The organism is Nocardioides sp. P4_G4 (genome assembly GCF_056401085.1).
The window spans coordinates 1-18,700 of sequence record NZ_JBFUKA010000020.1; the positions used below are offsets into that span (position 1 = coordinate 1).

Sequence of the window (18,700 nt, forward strand, 5' to 3'; positions counted from 1 at the left end):
CGACCGGCACCGCGAGCGAGTCCACCGGCGACACGCCTGCCGGCGAGGGTGCGAGCCGCAACCGCAACCGCCGTCGTCGTACCCGCTCGGGCGGCTCGGCCGGCTCGGCCGCGGCTCCCGCATCCGAGTGACGCTCCTCGCGGGGTGACCCGCGGCTCACGCACGACGAAGACCCGGCGCCTGGTGGCGCCGGGTCTTTCGTGTGTCGGGTCCTTCGTGAGTCGAAGGAGCTCGGGTCAGCGCTTGGACGGCACCCAGGCCTTGGCGGTGAGCGCCGGGTGGTCGCTGATCCCGTTGTAGACCTTGGCGAAGCCGGAGAACTCCGCACCCGCTCCGAGCATCCAGTCGGGCCCACCGAACCGKGGCACGGGGCACGGCTTCTTGGCCGTCCCGCCGTTCATCGAGACCAGCGGGGTGGCACGCGCCACCTTGGAGCAGAACTCCGAACGCTCGTTGACGTCGCCGACGACGAACACCGGCCGGTCCTTGCCGAGCAGCTTCTTGACCTGGGCGATCTCCTTGGCGGTGGAGACGTCGCGCTCGCTCTCGTGGCCACCGGGGGCGTTGTGGATCGCCACCACCCAGAAGCCGCGGCCGGTCTCGCGGTCGCGGAGCCGGACGTAGGGGATCGGGCGCTGCCAGCCGAGGAAGGGCCGCATGACGTGGCCGGTCTCCATGATCTTGACCTCGGAGGTCTTCCAGGCGATCTGGATCGCCGAGCCGCGGGTGCCGAGCGTGCGCCGCGGGAAGAAGTGGTAGCCGGTCAGCGTCTTCTGCATCTGCCGCAGCTGGTCCTTGGCCACCTCCTGGAAGGCAGAGACCGTCGCATCCTGGTCCTGCACCCAGCGCGCCGCGCGGGAGGCCCGGTCGACGCCACCGCGGGCCATCGCGGAGCTGAGGATGTTGAAGGTCGTCAGCCGGACGCCGTACCCGTTGCGGGGCCGGCTGTCGGTGGTCGACGGGGTCGAGGTGCTGGTCGTCGACGTGCTGGGGGACGTGGGCTCGGCGTGGGCCGTGCCGGTCGTGAGAGCCGGGGTGGTGCTCAGCCCGAGGGCCAGGACGCCGGCGGCAACGAAGGACTTGGTCGTCGAGGGCATCCGGGCACTGTAGGCAACCCCCTCGGCGTGGCGCCAAATCGGCACGGGGTGCCGGGCGGGGCCGTCGGGCGCCTCAGACCACGACGACCGTGGTGCCCCCGGACGCGAAGCGCCACATCGCCACGGCGTCGGGCAGGGCCTGCCGGATGCACCCGTGGGACTGGGGGGTCCCGAGCTGCGCGCGGGTCTGGAGGGGCTCACCGAGCTTGGTGGGGATGGAGTGGAAGCCGATGGCCGCGTGCTGGCCGTGGGCGAAGCGGACGAAGTACTCCATGACGCCCGAGTCGTCGATGCCGACGGCCCACCGCGAGCGCGACCAGACCTCGTACGAGCCGGGGTCGAGGTTGTCGGTGAGGCTGCCGCTGACCAGGTAGGTACGCCGCACCCCGTCGTCGGCGCCGAGGAGCCAGACCCGCTGGGCCTCCTCGCTGAACACGACGCGGCGTCCGGTGCCCGAGTCGGCCGGGACCGCGAGCGGGTCGGGCGTCGGGGCGACCGGGGTGGTCCCGGTGGTCTCCGTGCTCTCGGTCGGGCTCGTCCCGGGGGCGTCGGGGGCCGGAGCGGGTGGCGTGGTCRTGGACCCGCTCAGCACGGCGGTCTCCACCGCCGGTGCCGATCCGGTCCGGTCGGCGGCCACGGCGGGCTCCCGCTCGAGCGGAAGCAGGCCCACTCCCCCGAGCACCGACACGCCGGTGACGACGGCGGACGCCACGACCAGCACGATCCGGCCGTAGCGCGGGTGGGCGGACCGGTGGCGGGTCATGGGGTCAGGCCTTGCCCCGGCCGGCGGCCTTCTTGAGCGCGGCCTTCGACCTCTTGGCCTTGGGCCGCTGGGAGCGGATGACCAGGTTGGCGGCCACCTCGCGGTAGGCCTGGGCCCCCTTGTTGGTGCGGCTGGTCGCCAGGATCGAGCGACCGGCAGCCGGGGCCTCGGCGAACTTGATGGTCTTGGGGATCGGCGGCTCGACGACCTCGAGGTCGTAGGTCTCGCTGATCGTCTCGAGCACGGTGCGCGCGTGGTTGGTGCGACCGTCGTACAGCGTCGGCAGGACGCCCCAGACCTCGAGCCCGCGGTTGGTGAAGCGGCGTACGTCGTGGACCGTGTCGAGCAGCTGGCCGACGCCGCGGTGCGACAGGGTCTCGCACTGGAGCGGCACCAGGACGCCGTCGGCGGCGGTGAGCGCGGCCACGGTCAGCACGCCGAGCGAGGGCGGGCAGTCGAGCAGGATCCAGTCGTAGCCGGCCTCGTCCTCGGCGAGCTGCTCGACGACGCCCTTGATGACGTGCTCGCGACCGGTGCGGGTCAGGAGGTCGGCCTCCGCCCGGGCCAGCTCGATGGTCGCGGGGAGCAGGTCCACACCGTCCTCGGTCTCCAGGATGACCTCCGAGGGGTCCACGCCCTTGGTGAGCACGTGGTGCACCGACACCTCGAGGTCCTCCGGGTCGATGCCCAGCGAGAAGGTCAGGCAGGCCTGCGGGTCGAGGTCGACGAGGAGCACCGAGTGGCCCATCTCGGCCAGCGCGGCGCCGATGGAGGCGACGGAGGTGGTCTTGGCGACGCCGCCCTTCTGGTTGGCGATCGCGAGGGTCACCGTGCGTGGTGTGGTCATCACCGCCCATCATGCCCGACCCGGTTGCCCCCGACGCGGCGACACCTTGATGCTGGGCGCATGAACTCCGCCACTCCTCCGCCTCCGCCCACCTCCTCCACCCCTGGGTCGAGCCCCCGACCGACCCCGCGCACGACGCCCCGTACGACGGCGTTCGTCACCGGCGCCACCGCGGGGATCGGGCTGGAGTTCGCCCGCCAGCTGGCCGGGCAGGGCCACGACCTCGTGCTGGTGGCCCGCGACGAGGCGCGGCTGGAGTCGGTGGCGGCCGGGATCCGGACCGCCGAGGGAGTCGAGGTCGAGGTGCTGCGCGCCGACCTGACCGACGCGAGCGACCTCGCCCGGGTCGAGGCGCGGGTGGCCGACCGGGAGCGTCCGGTCGACCTGCTGGTCAACAACGCCGGCTTCGGGCTCAAGAAGCGCTTCCTCGACAATCCCGTCGAGGACGAGGTGGCGATGCTGCAGGTGCTGGTCACCGCGGTGCTGCGGCTCTCCCACGCGGCGCTGGGCGCCATGACCGAGCGCGGCCACGGCGGCATCATCAACGTCTCCTCGGTGGCGGCGTTCCTGCCCCGGGGCAGCTACTCGGCCGCGAAGGCCTGGGTCAACAGCTTCAGCGAGTGGGCGGCCCACGAGTACCGCGACGCCGGGGTGACGGTGACCGCACTGTGCCCGGGCTTCACCAAGACCGAGTTCCACGAGCGGATGCAGGTCAAGCGCGGCGACGGCTTCCTGTGGCTGGACGCGTCGTTCCTGGTGGAGAAGGCCCTGGCCGACCACGCCAAGGGTCGGGTGTTCTCGGTGCCCGGAGCGCAGTACCGGACGATCGTCGCCCTCACCCGGGCCGTGCCGACCGGCGTGCTGCAGCGCTTCCAGTCGATCGGGCGCAAGTAGGGACTCAGGGGACGAGCAGCGCCGGGGTCGCGCGGCCGCTGGCGTCCGCGGCGTCGGCGGCCCGCTGCAGGAGCCGCTCGAGCTGCTCGGGCGGCGTCGTGTTGCACCCGAGGTCGTGGTCGACCTTGCCGAGGCCGTGGTGGTCGCTGGAGCCGGTGGCGATCAGGTCGAGGTCGTGGGCCAGGGCGCGGAGCTCCTCGCGCACGGGCGCCGGGTGGTCCTGGTGGTCGACCTCGATGCCGGCCAGTCCGAGCCCGGCGAGGCGCTCGAGGTGGTCGGGGGTGAGCACGCGGGACCGACCCCAGGGGTGGGCCACCACGCTCACGCCGCCGGCGCCGGCCACCAGGGCGACCGCCTCCTCGAGGGGGACGGCGTACCTGTCGATGTAGGCGGGGCGGCCGGGGTTGAGCCAGGAGGCGAAGGCCTCCTCGCGGCTGGCGACCACGCCACGGGCGATCATCGCGTCGGCGACGTGGGGTCGACCGGTCGCGGCGGCGTCGCCGGCCCGGCGGCGTACGTCGTCCTCGGTGATCTCGATCCCGCAGGCCCGCAGCTTGGCGCAGATCGCCGGCACCCGGTCGTTGCGACCGTCGAGGATGTCGGCCAGCGCGCGGGCCAGCGGCGGGTACGTCGGGTCGGGGAGGTAGGCCAGCAGGTGGACGCTGCCGTGGCCCAGCCGGGTGCTGATCTCCATCCCACGGACCAGGGTGATGCCCACCTCCGCGGCGGCCCGCTCGGCCTCCGCCCAGCTCTCGGCCGTGTCGTGGTCGGTGATGGCGACGACGTCCAGGCCGGCCTCGTGTGCACGACGTACCAGGACGGCGGGCGGGTCCGTGCCGTCGCTGACCGAGGAATGCGTGTGGAGGTCGATGCGCACCGGGTCAGTCTGGCACCGCCGGGACGCTCGGCACGGATCGGCGGCGGCTCACCAGCCGGGGTCGGGGCCCCCGAACGGCACCTCCACCAGCGGGGGTCCCAGCCGCGAGGCGTCGCGCAGGATCCACTCGTCGCGCAGCAGGAGCATCGCCGAGGCCGGGCGGATCAGCAGCCACAGCCAGCGTCCGGACTCCTCGCCGACCAGGACGGAGCGGTCCAGCTCGATCCCGGTGGTGGCGACCGGGACGGTGCTGGTGGACACCGACCACATCGGCACGGAGACCTGCTCCACCCGGACCTTGGTGAGCGGCGGGTCCGTGCCCAGGTCCTCCGGGGTGTCCCCCGGCAGTCGCGCGACGCGTGCGCCGACCCCGGTGCCGGGCTCCTCGCTCACCACCAGGACGTCGACCGGGCCGTCGAGCGCCGTCGTGCCTGAGATCGCGGTCACCGTGGCGTGGGCGTTCCCGTCCTCGGCGACCACCCMGAAGCCGCTGACGTGCCAGCCGGGACCGAGAGGCCAGGGCAGCAGCGTCGGGAAGTCGCCCGAGCGCTCGAGGTGGGCGACGAACGCGGCGTACGACGCCTCGGCCGGACGCCAGAGGGGCACCACCGGGCCGTGGTCCCGGCATGCCCAGCCGGCGCCGTCGTGGACGACGGGCCGCGGGCAACGGGGGCAGCCGGGGTCGAGCATTGCTCCACGGTGTCGTCGCTCGCGGGAGGCGTCAAGAGTTCCAGCGCAGGAGCACCGGGGACTCGCGCTCCCAGCCCAGCACCGACAGGGTGGAGGTGTCGAGGCGGAAGTGACGTCCGGCCTCGACGGGCAGGCCGAGCCAACGGGCGGTGAGGGCGCGCAACGCGTGACCGTGGCCGAAGACGAGCGTGCGTCCCCGGTGCTCCCGGGCGCGCTCGACCACCCGGTCGAGCCGGTCCGACACGTCGTCGGCCGTCTCACCGCCGGGCGTCGGGTCGGTCCAGACGCTCCAGCCCGGGACGGTCTCGCGGATGGTCGCGGTGGTGACGCCCTCGTAGTCGCCGTACGCCCATTCGACGAGGTCCTCGTCCACCTCGGCGCCGGGCCGCCCGACCAGCTCGGCGGTGGTCCGGGCGCGTTGTCGCGGGCTGGTGAGGACGAGGTCGAAAGCGACGTCCGCGAGACGCGGGGCGAGCTCGCGCGCGACCTCGACGCCGTGCTCGGTGAGCGGCAGGTCGGTGGTGGAGGTGTGCCGGCCGGACCGGCTCCACTCGGTCTCGCCGTGGCGGACGATCCAGAGCTCCTGCGTCGAGGCGGTGTGCGCATTCATGGGCCGAGTCTGGCACCGGGGCGGCCCAACCGTGCCACCATGCGGCCATGACGTCTGTCGCCGTGCGGCGCGGCCGGGTGGCGGCGATGGTCGCCTTCGGCTGCCAGGGGTTCGTCTTCATCAGCACCACCACCCGGCTGCCGCTCTTCTCCGACCGGTGGGACCTGGACGAGCTCGGGCTCTCCGGCCTGCTCCTGATGGTGGTGCTGCTGGCCGGGGTCGGCTCCGTCGTGGCCGAGCGGCTCGCGGTGCGCCGTGACAGCGCGGTGCTGCTGCGTACCGGGTTCGCGGTGATGGCCCTCGCCCTGGTGCTCACCGTGGTCGAGGCGTGGCCGGTGTTCCTGCTGGGGCTCGCGCTGTACGGCGTCGCGCTGGGTCTCGTCGACGCAAGCACCAACATGCAGGCGGTGGCGATCGAGCACGCGCTCGGACGGCCCGTCCTGCCGTCCATGCACGGCGCGTGGACCTTCGGCGGGATCCTCGGCGCCGGCCTGACGCTGGTGACGCCCGGGGTCCCGGTGACCGCGCTGGGCGTGGTCGGGCTGGTCCCGCTGCTGGCGATCGCGGCGCCGTACCTGCGTCGTGTCGGGATCTCCACCGCCACCCACGACGTGGCCGTCCCGTGGCGCCCGATCGTGATGGTCGGGCTGGCGATGGTGCTCTTCTACATGGTCGACACGGCGGCGGCGACCTGGGGACCGACGTACCTCGACCGGGCCTTCCCGACCCCCACGTCACTGCTGGCGCTGGCGACCTTCCCCTACCTCGTGGCGTCGCTGGTGGCCCGGCTGGCCGGCGACGGGCTGGTACGCCGTCACGGTGCCGTCCGCGTCCTGCGCGCCGGGACGCTGGTGTCGGCCTTCGCGCTGCTGCTCGTGGTGGCCGCACCGACGTGGCCGGTGGCGGTGGTGGGCTTCACGCTGCTCGGGCTGGGGGCGGCCGTGATCGCGCCGCTCTCCTTCTCCGCCGCCGCCCGGATCGCCGGCGACGGGGTCACCGACCCTGCGCTGCGGCAGGCCCGCGTCGACGTGGTGATCGGCCGGTTCAACCAGTTCAACTACGTCGGCGGGCTGCTCGGGGCCGTGCTCACCGGGGTCGTGGGCGCCGACAACCTGCGGATCGGGTTCGCCGTGCCGATGGTGCTGATCCTGCTGGTCTGGCCGCTGTCGCGGCACTTCGCCCTGCCGGGACCGGTGGCGCCGCCGGCTCGGACGGGTCCTCGGGCGGGTCCTCAGACGGGGACGAGCGCCCAGTAGTCGAGGTCGAGCAGCACGCCGTCGGCGTACTTCCCGTCCTCGCCGCGCAGCGTCATCGACGCGTCGCGGCCGCGGGTGGCGACGAGGCGCAGGCGCAGCGCGCCGACGCCGGGCGCGCTCGTCGCCGCGGCGTCCAGGACCTCCGACCAGGCGTGCACGGTGTCGCCGGCGAAGGCCGGGGCGACGTGCGAGCCGGCATTGATCGCCGAGATCAGCTGGGCGTTGGCCAGGCCGTTGAAGGACAGTGCCCGGGCCATCGAGATGACGTGCCCGCCGTAGACCAGGCGCTTGCCGTCAGGGCGGGCGTCGGTGTTGAAGTGCACCTTGGCGGTGTTCTGCCAGAGCCTCGTGGCCATCATGTGCTCGGGGTCGGTGAGGGTGACGCCGTCGACGTGGTCGATCCTCTCGCCGACCGCGTAGTCGCCGAGACGGTGCGGCTCCCCCGCCGCCACGACGTCGTACGCCGTGAAGTCGAGGCCCTCGGGGATCACCAGGTCCTCGGCGGCGACCGCGGCGGCGAGGTCGGGCACGACGGTCTCGGGGGCCGGCGCGTCCGCGTCCCGCTTGTGGACCATCACCCAGCGGCACCAGTCCAGGACGGTCTCGTCGCGCTGGTTGGTGGCCGTCGAGCGGACGTGGACGACTCCGGTGCGGCCGTTGGAGTTCTGCTTGAGGCCGATGACCTCGGAGCGGGTCTGCAGGGTGTCGCCCGGCACGACCGGCCGGTGGAAACGGCACTCGGCGTAGCCGAGGTTGGCCACCGCGTTGAGGGAGATGTCGGGGACGGTCTTGCCGAACGCGACGTGGAAGGCGATGAGCTCCTCCACGGGGGCAGGGGTCAGGCCGCAGGCGGCGGCGAACTCGGCGCTCGAGGCGATCGCGAAGCGGCTGGGGTAGAGCGCGCCGTACAGGGCCCGGTCGCCCTCGGTGACGGTCCGCGGCGTCGCGTGCTCGATCACCTGGCCGAGGGTGAAGTCCTCGAAGAAGTTGCCGGCGTTGGTCTTGCTCACGATCGGGCTGCTCATGGCCCGTATCGTGCCGCACCCGCGCCCTGACGGGCGCGGGTGCTCACGTGGTGCTTGTCACGACGGTGACTCAGGTGCCGCCGCCACCGGCCTTGCGGCGGTGCATCTTGGGTGACGCTCCACCCTCGACCTCGGCCCCGTGGGCCTTCTCGTGGACCGGGCCGTCCTGGTGGACGCCCTTCTCCTTGTGGTTCTTCTTGTCGAGCGCCTCGCGCATCTTGGCCTTGAGGTCTTCGTTCGTCATCCGTCCTCCTCTGGTCAGGCCCCCACCCTGCCAGTCGGGTCCACACGGGTCGAGGGATTTCGGGGCGGACGCCGCCGCCGGTGTGGCGGTCGGTGGCAGGTCACCGTGGTGTTCTGACGCATCGGCCGACTTCTTCGCGTCGTACCGAGCCCATTGGCCCCGCGACATCAGAGACCAGCACTTCCCCAATCGCAGCGTTTACATCGCAGCTTCCGGGGAGTTCCATGGAAGGGACATCTTGGGCTTTCTCGCAAGGCGTCGAAGCCCTCGTCGAGGGGAGACGACAATGCCCAGACACATCCGACAGCTCCTGGCTTCGGCGACGGTCGCGGCCGCACTGCTGAGCAGCGGAGTCACTCCGGCACACGCGACCGACGGGCAGCAGTCCTTCCACGGATTTCTCGTGAAGACACGTGGTGACGTCGACCTCACCCGCATCGTCTTCCGGGGCGTGTTCGATGGCGTGGGCCGGATCGTGGAGAAGGGAGCCGAGCCCGGTGACCCCGACAACGTCAATCGCGACGACCTGGTCTTCCCGGGCGGAACGATGCACCTGGTCAGCACCAACCACGGCGTGAGAGTCCACGCGAACCCCGAGACGTGCGCATTCGGCGCCTCAGTCAGGCAGACCAACAAGGTCATGGGTGGAACCGGGATGTTCGTGCACGCGTCGGGCAGGTTCAGGGGAACCGTGCGAGCGTTCGGGGTCTTTCCTCACAAGGCGGACGGCAGCTGCATTCAGAACGGCGACTTGCTGCACGAGATCGATCTCGTGAGGGGTCGCGGGCGGCTCACGTACTGATCACCGCATCGGCGGGGTCGTGTGACCGTCCGAACCATCGTTGGTGCGCACGGCGTTGTCGGACGGACAAGCGCATCTCTCGACGAGCCCGTTGACCGATGCTCCGGAGCTTCGAATGATGGGCGAGCCTTCTGACGTGCCGGTAGCCCCGCCGGGGTCATTCGGGCGGGGTCCGGGGCGGGGTGGTCACTGGTCCGGCGGGTGCGCGCGAAGGGACCGCAGGTCCGGCAGCTCGATGAGGTCGCGGCCCGCGTCGGTGTCGGGCCAGGCGCGGCCGGTGGCTTGGCTGCCGGTGTGGTCACGGCGGTAGGTGTGGCCCAGCGGGCTGGTCCAGTCGAACACTCCCGGTTCGGTCATCTGATAGCGCCAACGGCCGTGGGTCTTGAGCCGGTGGTGCAGCCTGCACAACGCGGCAAGGTTGCTCATGAATCGCTAATCTGCCCTCATGACGACCACGCCCGTACGGGCCGCGATCTACGCCCGTATCTCCAGCGACGTCGAGGGTTCCGGTGCCGGTGTCGCCCGGCAGGTCCAGGACTGCCACGAACTCGCCACCAAGATGGGCTGGCCCATCGCGGGTGAGTACGTCGACAACGACCTGTCGGCCTACTCGGGCAAGCGCCGACCCGAGTACGAGCGGATGCTGGCCGACCTCGCAGACGGCCTGGTAGACGCCGTGATCGTCTACCACATCGACCGCCTCACCCGACGACCCATCGAGTTGGAGCAGTTCCTCGTCACCGTGGACGCCGCCAAGGTCCGTCACGTCAGGTTCGTGACCGGCGACACCGACATCAGCACCGGTGACGGCCTCCTCGTTGCGCGGATGCTGGCCGCCGTCGCCGCGAGCGAGTCCGCGACCAAGGCCCGACGTGTGGCCCGCAAAGCCGCGCAGAACGCAGCCGAAGGCAAACCGCACGTCTCCCACACCCGGCCGTTCGGCTACGAGCAGGACGGCCTGACCATCCGCGCCGAGGAAGCCGAAGTCCTACGCCAGTTGGTCGCCCGCTACCTGGCCGGGGAATCGATGCGCTCACTCGCGACCTGGCTCAACGACCAGGAGATCCCGACCGTGACCGGAGCATCCGGGTGGATCACCAGCACGCTGCGCAACATCATGCGCAACCCCCGCTACGCCGGACTCCGAGCCCACCGGGGCCAAGTCGTCGCCAAGGCACAGTGGGAGCCGATCATCACCGAGGACGACCACCGCCGTGTGCTGGCCAAGATGGAGCAGGCGAAGAACTCCGGACGCCGCACCCCCCAGCGCTATCTGCTGTCCGGTCTTCTGCGCTGCGCCAAGTGCGACACGCCCCTGTATTCGAGCGCCCGACGCGAGTCCAACGGAGCCACCCGCCGCCGCTACGTCTGCATGTCGGGACCGGACCACCGAGGATGCGGACGACTGACCATCGTGGCCGACCCACTCGAACGACTCATCGCGGACGCCGTGCTCTACCGCCTCGACACCCCCGACCTCGCCGACACCCTCGCAGGACGATCCAGCGCCGACGAGCGCACCCACGAACTCACCACCGTGCTCGACGAGGACACCCAGCAGTTGGAAGAACTGGCCGACGCCTACGCCCAACGCCACATCACCATGACCGAATGGCTACGAGCCAAGAAGCCCATCACCGCCCGCCGCGAGCAGACCCAACGCCAACTGGCCCGCCTGACCCGCACCACCGCACTCACCGGCTTGGTTGGGAACGGACAGCAACTAGGCCGCTCCTGGTCCGAGCTGAACCTCTCGCGCCAACACGCCATCGTCGCCGCTGTCATCGACCACGCCGTGATCGGATCCGGCACCCGTGGAGCCACCGTGATCGACCCGGCCCGCGTGACCATCGCCTGGCGCCACTGAGCCACCCCCGGGGTCGGTGCGGGTGCCGCTTCGCTTGCGCCCCCGACCGTCCCCGGGGGCCGCGCCGAGCAGGACTCCAACCCGACGGACCACCACCGGATCGGTGATCTTCACCGGCACGCCTGACGCGGCACACGACGCCTGCACGAACGCCGCCAACGCGTCTGGGGACAGGTGACTCAGTCCCATGCGAACCACACCGCCGGCGGACCCTGCCACCCCTCGACCTGATCGGAGTTCCACTCCACAGCCGGCAACGCCCCGCCCATGTGCGCGACCGCCTGATCGTGCACATCACGAGCAGAGACACCGCTCAACCGCACCGCACGCGGTTGGAACCCTTGCGCGACCTCGTAGCGGTGCAACGCGGACCCCCGCGACGACTCGTCATCGGCGAAGTTCTTTGTTACGTACTTCGAGAGATACCCCGCCGCGCGTCGTGCCTCACTGAGCCGCGTGGAGCCCACTGGCAGATCAGAGAGCCGCTTGATGTGGACGAACCCGCGCCCCCACGCCTCATCGATCCGACCGCGAGCGATGAACTGGCCCACGGCGAAGTGCACGTGCAGCCCGTGGCCGGTCTTGTGCCACTCCGGCACCCACACGTAGGGGAACGGCTCTCCACCCAGCGACGTACGCAGCGACCGGAAGAACCCGCCCACATGCGCCCGGAGCAGCGCCGGGTCGTGACACCCCGCACCCGCGTACGTCAACGTGCCCAGCCGGTTCAGCCCGTGCGCGGTGCAGTAGCGCCGGACCTTCCCCCGAGCACGACGAGCCGCCTCCAGGCGGGACCGCTCAGGATCAGCGGCAGCACCACGAACCCCGCGCACACCCTGGCGACGGACCGACGAGACAAACGACCCGCCAGCCTCACCAGCAGACGGATACAACGACAACGACCAGCCCGCATCCGGGCGGCCAAGAGCAACGAGCGCAGAACGAGACACGGGAACACTCCAGAAACCGACGGAATGTCGGCCCCACATGGAGCACGTCAGAGAACGCTATGCGAGGCCCAAGCCACCTGCGGTGATCCAGCCCGCGCCTCTATGTCATCCGGAACGTCCCTGGGCCCGCACGGCCCTCCATAGCCCCCGGGACAGGGGCGTCAGTACGACGCGGTGGCGCGCCGTTCTCCGGTCTCGCAAACGGAATCCTGCCACACAGACCCGATACAGGGAGCAGGAACCCGCCGGGTGTCGCGGGCCGGGAGGGGTGCGCCGCACCCCAAACCGTGCTCGTCCCTCACACGGCCCGGGGACCCCTTGCGACCCGAGAGGCACCCCACCCGAACCCGGCCCGCGACATCCCTGCACAGCCGAACGAGTTGTGTTGCTAATTCAAGTGAAGGGGAACCCGCCTTCGGCGGGTTCCTGCGCGGCCTACTTCCCCTGAATCCCGCTTGTCCGAGCGAGGTCGATCAAGCGCTGCAATAGGGCGTCCACCTGATCCACCGATGCTGCGCTTCGGTCCTCACCTGGCTGTCCGATAGGCGCTGTAAACAGCGAACCGCCAACACGCTCGAGAAACGCCATGCGCATATCGGTCCCTTCAAGACTGTCCGCGTACGCGCGCAACGACTTCAACTTGATCTCAGACGACCGGAGCTCCCGAGCCATAAACCTGTGCTGCCCCGCTTCGCGCGCGAGGTATCCGGAAAGAAGTATCAGCGGCACGATGATAGCCAGACGTCGGAACAGTTCCGGCCCTTCCAGCGACTTGCCGATCGGTATCACGATCACAACCACGGCCGCCACCAAGGACATCGTGATGGCACCTCTTCGAAGCCAGTTTGCTGCGCTCTCCTCCTTCCCGGCTTGGGTTCCAAAATGCTGCGCCAGCGAGCCCGCCGAGGCGTCGCCAGCCAGGTCGCGGACGTGAGTTTCCACCTGCTCTATGGCTTCCGTCGCGGAGAGCGCGCGCTCCAGGAGTTGATTACGTTCCAACGTGACGCGCATATTGTCCATCGATTTACGCCGGTCCGCGTCAGCGAAGGCATAGTCCTGGGTGAGCCAGTGGTCGGCTTCCTCGATCAGTTTCTTCGCGAGGTTGGTCGCCTCAGTGCTTTCGCTGTCCACCCGGGAGGCGGCGTCGTACTTCTGCAGCAGCTCAACTAACCGCCCAGCGCGCTCAGCGGTGAGCGGTGACTCTCGCGCGAGCCAGGCGATGACGTTGAGGACTTCAAGCATGCGTTGGTCTCTGGGGTTGGACGCCTGCTGCTCTTCCCACTCTTGGATCCGCCGCATCAGGTCACCAGTGGAGACGCGGACGGCTGAGACCGCGCCCTCACTARCCATTCGAGTTTCAGAGTTGCTCACAGGAATCTCCCCACGTTGTGACAATGGCGCTCAACCTACCTGCGCTTACCGAGGGTGTGGCTTGCCGCTTCCAGGAACTCACGGCGTATCGCAGCCGGGCGCACCTAACCCCGAGCTCCTGGATTCACCTCAGCCCTAGTCATCGCCCAGGACGTACTAACGACTGGCGAGGTTGTCCGTGGACGTCGGGCCGCCCTGGTCGGGGTGGTCGTGATCGAACGGAACGATGTGGTCGAGGTCGCAGTGGCGGGCGTTGCGACCACACCACGGGAACACACAGGTGCCGTCGCGGACGATCACGAAGTCGCGGATCTTCTCGGTCGGGGTGTAGCCCCGGCACTCAAGACGCTCACGCAGGTCGATGACCTGCTTCACCACCACGGCCACGTCCGGGCGGGCGCACCAGGCACGGACCTGCTCCACCGACAACAGCCGCTGGCCGGCCTGCTCCACCCGCGCCACCAGGCTCTCGTCCGGCCGCGTGGCCAGGTCGTCGTGGCTGATGGCGTCGGCGGAGAGGTGGGCGTAGATCACGACCTGGGTCACGGGAGCAGCGGGCGGGTCGGCGGACGGCTGGTCGTCGAAGCCGATGGTGAGCTGGTGCCGGGCGAGGTCACCCAGCGCGGTAGCGCGACGGCCGTCGATGGTGTCGGCGGACCCGAGGCGGGCCAGGTGCTCGGCCCCGGACTTCACCGCCGCCGCGAGGGCCAGCGCGTCCGGGATCTCCAGGCTCGCCTCCAGGCCCATCGTCCCGTCGTAGGAGACCTGCTGCAGGTCGAAGGTGACGTGGCGCTTGTCCGCCGACTTCTCCAACGCCTCCTGGACGGCCTCGGGCATGAACCGCACCCGGGCCTCCTGCACGACCCGGTCGAGGGCCGCGGGGGTGAGCCGGGAGGCGCACCAGAACACCTGCTCATCCACGTAGGTCGCGGCCTCCAACGTCAGGCTGACGGTGGTCTGCGCGATGACCCGGGCCCGCCACCCCGCGACCAGACCGGAGATGACGGCACCCCACAACCTCGGGAGCCGGTAGGCGACCTCGACACACTCGGTCAGGAACCGGCCCGCGCTGTCGTTGGTCCGCCCCAGCATCGTCGCGAACTCCGGCACACAGAACTCATCGATCATCGGCGAGCCCTCACCGGCGAACGTCTTCGGGGAGGTGAAGCAGGCCTCCGCGAACTCGGGATCCGCGATGTGCAGGTCGGCCCAGTGGAGACCCAGCCGCATCATCTCGACGTCTGCCTGGTCGGTCGACTTCTTCAGGTCACGCACCGCACGCAGCAGCTCGGCCGGGGACTCCGGGAGAGCGGGTGCGGTGGTCTTGGGCATGGGTCCATTCCAGCAGGGACCACCGACATTCAGACTCCAAGATCGACGGTGCTGACCGGCATGTGGACACGACCTCGCAAGAACTCTCGCGGTCACCCGGCCGACCCGCCGAGACGGCGCTGGCGCGCCTCCTCAGGACAACGCTTCGTCCCTTCCTCAACCATCGAGGGGATGGCTAGGGGCGGGAGAGGAGGTGAACCCGCGAGGTGAGCTTGCCGAGCATCAGGTAGACGAGCCAGAGGCACTCCCCCAGCATCACGTCGTACCCCGCGTCGCCGAAGGCCGCCCGGTAGCGGTCCGGGTCCCGCTGGAGCCGGGCCGCGTGCAGGAGCGCGCGGGACGGCGTACCGGCGGTCTCCTCCTCGTGCTCGACCCACTCCGACCCGAGGTCGACCGAGGCCTCGACCGCGAGGCCCGAGTGACGGATGGCGCCGTCGGACGTGTCGAGGTCCACCGACGCCGGCACGACGCCGAGCACCGGGAACAGCCAGTCGGCCTCGTCCGGCGCGAGCAGGTCGGTGGCGAAGACCTGGTGCACCAGCGCCCGGCCACCGGGGCGCAGCACGCGGGCGAACTCGCGGTACGCCGAGGCGAGCGACGGCACGTGCGGAAGGCTGTCGCGACACCAGACGAGGTCGACGGTGGCGTCCCGCAGCGGGATCCGGTCGGCGGTGCCCCGCTCGAAGGACACCCGCGACGCGACCGCCTCGGGCTCGCCACGCCGGGTCTCGCGGGCCCGGTCGAGGTGCCGCTGCACGGGGTCGATGCCGACGACCCGCAGGCCGAAGTGCGCGGCCAGCCGGAAGGCCTGCACGCCGGCGCCGCAGCCGACGTCGACGGCCAGGCTGTCCGGAGGCAGCTCCAGCGAGCGCACGGTCGCCAGGAGCATGGAGGGGTCGCGCGGAGCGAGGCTCTCGTCGAGCATCGCCGCGAAGGCGGGATCGAGGGCCATCAGCCGGACCCCTCGTCGTCCACGGACGAGTCCGTGCCGGACTCGGCGGAGGCGACCCGGATCTGCTCGGCGAGCACCCCGGAGAGCCCCGCGACGGCCGCGTCGGCCACCAGGTCCGCGGAGACCGTCGCGGGATCCACGCCCGGCACGTCCACCGGGGTGAGGTCGGCCCAGTCACCCACGAGGGAGGCGCCGAGCTCTTGCAGTGCCGAGACCATGTGGGCCGCGTGGTCGGCGACCCACGGCGCCACCGGCAGGCCGATGGCGGGCTCGTCGCCCTTGCGGGCGGCCAGCACCTGCTTGGCCAGCACGCCCTTGCGCAGGTCGGTCCCCTCCGGGAAGACCAGACCCTCGGCGTTGAGCAGCTCGTTGACCCTGCGGATCACCAGCGTGGACGCGGCGCCGACCGACTCGTTGCCCATCCGGGCCGGCGCGAAGCCGTCCGGTGACGTCCCCAGCACCGAGCAGAAGCGCTCCCACAGCAGCTCGCGCGGGGCCCCCGGCGGCGGCACCGTGACGACCACGACCCGAGCCGCGCCGACCTCCTCGCCCCACGTCCGGGCGAAGCGGACGATGTTCTGCTGGCGCCAGAAGGTCCGTCCCGACTCCGGCGCCTGCGCCGACTCGTCGCGGTGGCCGGGGCGCCACGCCTCGATGCCGGCGACGTACTCGGCGAAGGTCCAGGTGCGACCGTTCTGCACCGTCTCCTGCCACATCGCGGGGATGGAGCGGTTGAGGTCGCGGGCGGTGACCACGACGGTGACCTCGTGGTCGGGGAAGGTCTCGAGCACGCGGCGTACGACGACGGGACGGACCGGGCCGAGGTACTCCATCGAGATCACGGACGTGCCCTCGTGGGCGTTGACCTTGCCGGCCATCTTGGCCCACTGCGCGTCACCCGCCCCGAGCACGTCGCGTGCGGCCATGACCTGGGAGAGCCAGTTCATGCCGGGGACGAGGATCCCTCGGTCCAGCAGCATCCGCTTGTTGGCGAAGAGCCGCGACTGCACGTAGCTGGTGCCGGACTTCATGGCTCCCACGTGGAGCACGAGCCGGCGGGACATGGGCGTCACCCTAGTCGGCGTCGGCCCGGTCCTCGTCGGAGCGTGCGAACGGGAACGGCCCGTGTCCCGTCGCGAGCACGTCGCGCGCCGACGCGAGCACCTCCGGCGACACCGGCGAGCCGGTCACGAACTCCCCCAGGCGTCGTACGACGTCGTCCCGCGCGGCCGGGTCGGGACCCGTCAGCTCCTCGTAGCGCACGTCGTGGACCCGGTCGGGACGGGTGGCGCGGAGGTGCTCCTGGATCTCGACCACCCGCTCGATGAGCGAGCGCGCCGCGTCGGCGTCGGCGTCGCGCCAGAAGCCCGACCCCAGCACCCGCTCCACGTCGCGGGTGTTGAGGACGTAGCGGACCCCGGGGAAGGCCTTGTCCATGGTGTCGAAGAAGGCGGACGTCTCCTCCGGGGTGACCCGGTGCCAGACAACCTCCTTGAAGCCGAGGACGTCGTAGTCGTCGGCGTCCAGGTTGCCGATCACGCCGGTCGTGACGACGTCGTTCATCGCCTGCATGAAGGCGCTGCGCCGGATCGCCTTGAGCCCGTAGAAGGCGGAGACCACGTTGCGCGACCCCTGCTCCCCGTGCAGCTCGCGGAACGCCCGCACCCGCGCCAGCGCGCGGTAGAGGTCGAGCAGGTAGAGGTCGTTCTCCCCGCGCACCAGCACCCGCGGGAAGGCGTTGAGCAGGCCCTGCACGAGGGTCGAGCCGGACCGCCCGTAGGTCACGACGAAGACGTAGCCGTACCGCTCGCGCGAGCGGCGCTCGGCGGCCTGCGCGAGCCCGGCGCGGAAGCCCTCCTCCCGCGCCCGGTCCGCGTGCGCGTCGAGGCGGCGACGGACCGGAGGCGGGAGGTACACGACTCAGCCCTTGAGCTTGTAGTCCTTGAGGACCGACCGACCGATGATCATCTTCTGGATGTCGGAGGTCCCCTCACCGATCAACATGAACGCCGACTCGCGATAGAGCCGCTCGATCTCGTACTCCTTGGAGTAGCCGTAGCCGCCGTGGATGCGGAACGACGCCTCGACGACCTCGTTGCAGTACTCCGACGCGAGCATCTTGGCCATCCCGGCCTCGACGTCGTTGCGCTCACCCTTGTCCTTGGTGCGGGCCGCGCGGACCATCATGGTGTGGGCGGTCTCGACCTTGGTCGCCATCTCCGCGAGCCGGAACAAGATCGCCTGGTGCTCCGCGATCGGCTTGCCGAACGTCTCACGCTGCTGGGAGTACGCCACCCCGAGCTCGAAGGCCCGGTTCGCGATGCCACACGCCCGCGCCGCGACGTTGACGCGGCCCACCTCGACGCCGTCCATCATCTGGTAGAAGCCCTTGCCCGGCTCCCCACCCAGGATCTGCTCGGCTGCGATCTGGTGGTTCTCGAAGATGGCCTCGGTGGTGTCGACGCCCTTGTAGCCCATCTTGTCGATCTTGCCCGGGATGGTCAGGCCGGGTGCGGTCTCCCCGAACCCCGCCTCCTTCTCCACCAGGAAGGTCGTCATGTTCTTGTAGACCGAGTCCGAGCCCTCGTCGGTCTTGACCAGCACCGCGATCAGGGTCGAGGAACCGCCGTTGGTCAGCCACATCTTCTGGCCGTTGATGGTGTAGCCGCCGTCGTCACCGCGGGTGGCCTTGGTCTTGATGGCCGCCACGTCCGAGCCCAGGCCCGGCTCCGACATCGAGAACGAGCCCCGCACCTCACCGGTCGCCATCCGCGGCAGGTACTTCTTCTTCTGCTCCTCGGTGCCGTGCTGCATCAGCATGTACGCCACGATGAAGTGGGTGTTGATGACACCGGACACGCTCATCCAGCCGCGCGCGATCTCCTCCACGCACAACGCGTAGGTCAGCAGCGACTCGCCCAGGCCGTCGTACTCCTCGGGGATCATCAGCCCGAAGATCCCCAGCTCCTTGAGCCCCTCGACGATCTCGGTCGGGTACTCGTCCTTGTGCTCCAGCTCGGATGCCACCGGCAGGATCTTCTCGTCCACGAACTGGCGCACCGCCTTGAGGATCTCGCTCTGGTCCTCGGTGAGTCCGTCGGTCTGGCACAGGCGACCCATGGC

General features: G+C 70.6%; 20 protein-coding genes. 4 read left to right on the plus strand and 16 right to left on the minus strand.

The features are described from left to right. Positions 1-236 precede the first annotated feature (236 nt). From AC1DQF_RS06600 to AC1DQF_RS06610, 3 genes are all read right to left on the minus strand, one after another. Positions 237-1,097, minus strand: a complete 861-nt coding sequence (locus AC1DQF_RS06600) for an exonuclease/endonuclease/phosphatase family protein (protein WP_477524414.1) — start codon at positions 1,095-1,097, stop codon at positions 237-239. A 73-nt stretch (positions 1,098-1,170) separates the two neighbouring features. Further along, the gene (locus tag AC1DQF_RS06605; protein WP_477524415.1) at positions 1,171-1,860 is read right to left on the minus strand and encodes a L,D-transpeptidase; all 690 of its coding nucleotides are present in this window, start codon (positions 1,858-1,860) and stop codon (positions 1,171-1,173) included. Between the two features lie 4 nt (positions 1,861-1,864). Next, positions 1,865-2,707, minus strand: coding sequence for a ParA family protein (locus tag AC1DQF_RS06610; protein ID WP_477524416.1), 843 nt, complete (start codon positions 2,705-2,707; stop codon positions 1,865-1,867). 60 nt (positions 2,708-2,767) lie between these two features. Here AC1DQF_RS06610 and AC1DQF_RS06615 point away from each other — a divergent pair, with 60 nt between their 5' ends. After that, positions 2,768-3,601 carry an SDR family NAD(P)-dependent oxidoreductase gene (locus AC1DQF_RS06615; RefSeq protein WP_477524417.1) on the plus strand — a complete coding sequence of 278 codons (834 nt, stop codon included), beginning with the start codon at positions 2,768-2,770 and terminating at the stop codon, positions 3,599-3,601. 4 nt (positions 3,602-3,605) lie between these two features. Here AC1DQF_RS06615 and AC1DQF_RS06620 read toward each other — a convergent pair whose 3' ends face one another. From AC1DQF_RS06620 to AC1DQF_RS06630, 3 genes are read right to left on the minus strand one after another with little or no spacing between them, the layout of a single operon-like run. Continuing rightward, positions 3,606-4,478 (minus strand): PHP domain-containing protein, encoded by an 873-nt coding sequence (locus AC1DQF_RS06620; RefSeq protein ID WP_477524418.1) that lies wholly within the window; start codon positions 4,476-4,478, stop codon positions 3,606-3,608. Between the two features lie 48 nt (positions 4,479-4,526). Then, a complete protein-coding gene (locus tag AC1DQF_RS06625) occupies positions 4,527-5,168 on the minus strand; it encodes a DUF6758 family protein (RefSeq protein WP_477524419.1) in 642 nt (213 codons plus the stop codon). A gap of 31 nt (positions 5,169-5,199) precedes the next feature. Continuing rightward, complete coding sequence (locus tag AC1DQF_RS06630) at positions 5,200-5,778, minus strand: histidine phosphatase family protein (RefSeq protein ID WP_477524420.1); 579 nt, start codon at positions 5,776-5,778, stop codon at positions 5,200-5,202. A gap of 47 nt (positions 5,779-5,825) precedes the next feature. Here AC1DQF_RS06630 and AC1DQF_RS06635 point away from each other — a divergent pair, with 47 nt between their 5' ends. Next, positions 5,826-7,034, plus strand: a complete 1,209-nt coding sequence (locus tag AC1DQF_RS06635) for an MFS transporter (RefSeq protein WP_477524421.1) — start codon at positions 5,826-5,828, stop codon at positions 7,032-7,034. Here the strand turns inward: AC1DQF_RS06635 and AC1DQF_RS06640 are convergent. Together AC1DQF_RS06640 and AC1DQF_RS06645 are read right to left on the minus strand one after the other, a co-directional pair. After that, entirely contained in the window at positions 7,010-8,059 is a 1,050-nt protein-coding gene (locus AC1DQF_RS06640) for a MaoC family dehydratase (RefSeq protein WP_477524422.1), read from the minus strand. The genes AC1DQF_RS06635 and AC1DQF_RS06640 overlap by 25 nt on opposite strands. A gap of 70 nt (positions 8,060-8,129) precedes the next feature. Continuing rightward, positions 8,130-8,303 (minus strand): DUF5302 domain-containing protein, encoded by a 174-nt coding sequence (locus AC1DQF_RS06645; RefSeq protein ID WP_477524423.1) that lies wholly within the window; start codon positions 8,301-8,303, stop codon positions 8,130-8,132. Between the two features lie 286 nt (positions 8,304-8,589). Here AC1DQF_RS06645 and AC1DQF_RS06650 point away from each other — a divergent pair, with 286 nt between their 5' ends. Then, positions 8,590-9,105 (plus strand): hypothetical protein, encoded by a 516-nt coding sequence (locus AC1DQF_RS06650; RefSeq protein WP_477524424.1) that lies wholly within the window; start codon positions 8,590-8,592, stop codon positions 9,103-9,105. Positions 9,106-9,291: 186 nt separating this feature from the next. Here the strand turns inward: AC1DQF_RS06650 and AC1DQF_RS06655 are convergent, their stop codons facing one another. Further along, on the minus strand, positions 9,292-9,531 hold the full coding sequence (locus AC1DQF_RS06655) for a hypothetical protein (RefSeq protein WP_477524425.1): 240 nt from the start codon (positions 9,529-9,531) through the stop codon (positions 9,292-9,294). Between the two features lie 19 nt (positions 9,532-9,550). Between AC1DQF_RS06655 and AC1DQF_RS06660 the strand changes: the two genes are divergently transcribed. Further along, entirely contained in the window at positions 9,551-10,972 is a 1,422-nt protein-coding gene (locus tag AC1DQF_RS06660; RefSeq protein ID WP_477524426.1) for a recombinase family protein, read from the plus strand. A gap of 179 nt (positions 10,973-11,151) precedes the next feature. Here the strand turns inward: AC1DQF_RS06660 and AC1DQF_RS06665 are convergent, their stop codons facing one another. The 7 genes from AC1DQF_RS06665 to AC1DQF_RS06695 all read right to left on the minus strand — a co-directional run bounded on the left by AC1DQF_RS06665 (position 11,152) and on the right by AC1DQF_RS06695 (position 18,697). Beyond that, on the minus strand, positions 11,152-11,922 hold the full coding sequence (locus tag AC1DQF_RS06665; RefSeq protein WP_477524427.1) for a rolling circle replication-associated protein: 771 nt from the start codon (positions 11,920-11,922) through the stop codon (positions 11,152-11,154). 435 nt (positions 11,923-12,357) lie between these two features. Continuing rightward, complete coding sequence (locus tag AC1DQF_RS06670) at positions 12,358-13,293, minus strand: hypothetical protein (protein ID WP_477524428.1); 936 nt, start codon at positions 13,291-13,293, stop codon at positions 12,358-12,360. Between the two features lie 156 nt (positions 13,294-13,449). Next, positions 13,450-14,625 carry an HNH endonuclease signature motif containing protein gene (locus AC1DQF_RS06675; protein WP_477524429.1) on the minus strand — a complete coding sequence of 392 codons (1,176 nt, stop codon included), beginning with the start codon at positions 14,623-14,625 and terminating at the stop codon, positions 13,450-13,452. 175 nt (positions 14,626-14,800) lie between these two features. After that, positions 14,801-15,577 carry a class I SAM-dependent methyltransferase gene (locus AC1DQF_RS06680; RefSeq protein ID WP_477524430.1) on the minus strand — a complete coding sequence of 259 codons (777 nt, stop codon included), beginning with the start codon at positions 15,575-15,577 and terminating at the stop codon, positions 14,801-14,803. Then, positions 15,577-16,641 carry a hypothetical protein gene (locus AC1DQF_RS06685; RefSeq protein WP_477524431.1) on the minus strand — a complete coding sequence of 355 codons (1,065 nt, stop codon included), beginning with the start codon at positions 16,639-16,641 and terminating at the stop codon, positions 15,577-15,579. Before AC1DQF_RS06685 ends, AC1DQF_RS06680 begins: the two co-directional genes overlap by 1 nt. Before the next feature lie 10 nt (positions 16,642-16,651). Then, complete coding sequence (locus AC1DQF_RS06690; protein ID WP_477524432.1) at positions 16,652-17,494, minus strand: sulfotransferase; 843 nt, start codon at positions 17,492-17,494, stop codon at positions 16,652-16,654. A gap of 3 nt (positions 17,495-17,497) precedes the next feature. Continuing rightward, the gene (locus AC1DQF_RS06695; RefSeq protein WP_477524433.1) at positions 17,498-18,697 is read right to left on the minus strand and encodes an acyl-CoA dehydrogenase family protein; all 1,200 of its coding nucleotides are present in this window, start codon (positions 18,695-18,697) and stop codon (positions 17,498-17,500) included. Between the last annotated feature and the right edge of the window lie 3 nt (positions 18,698-18,700).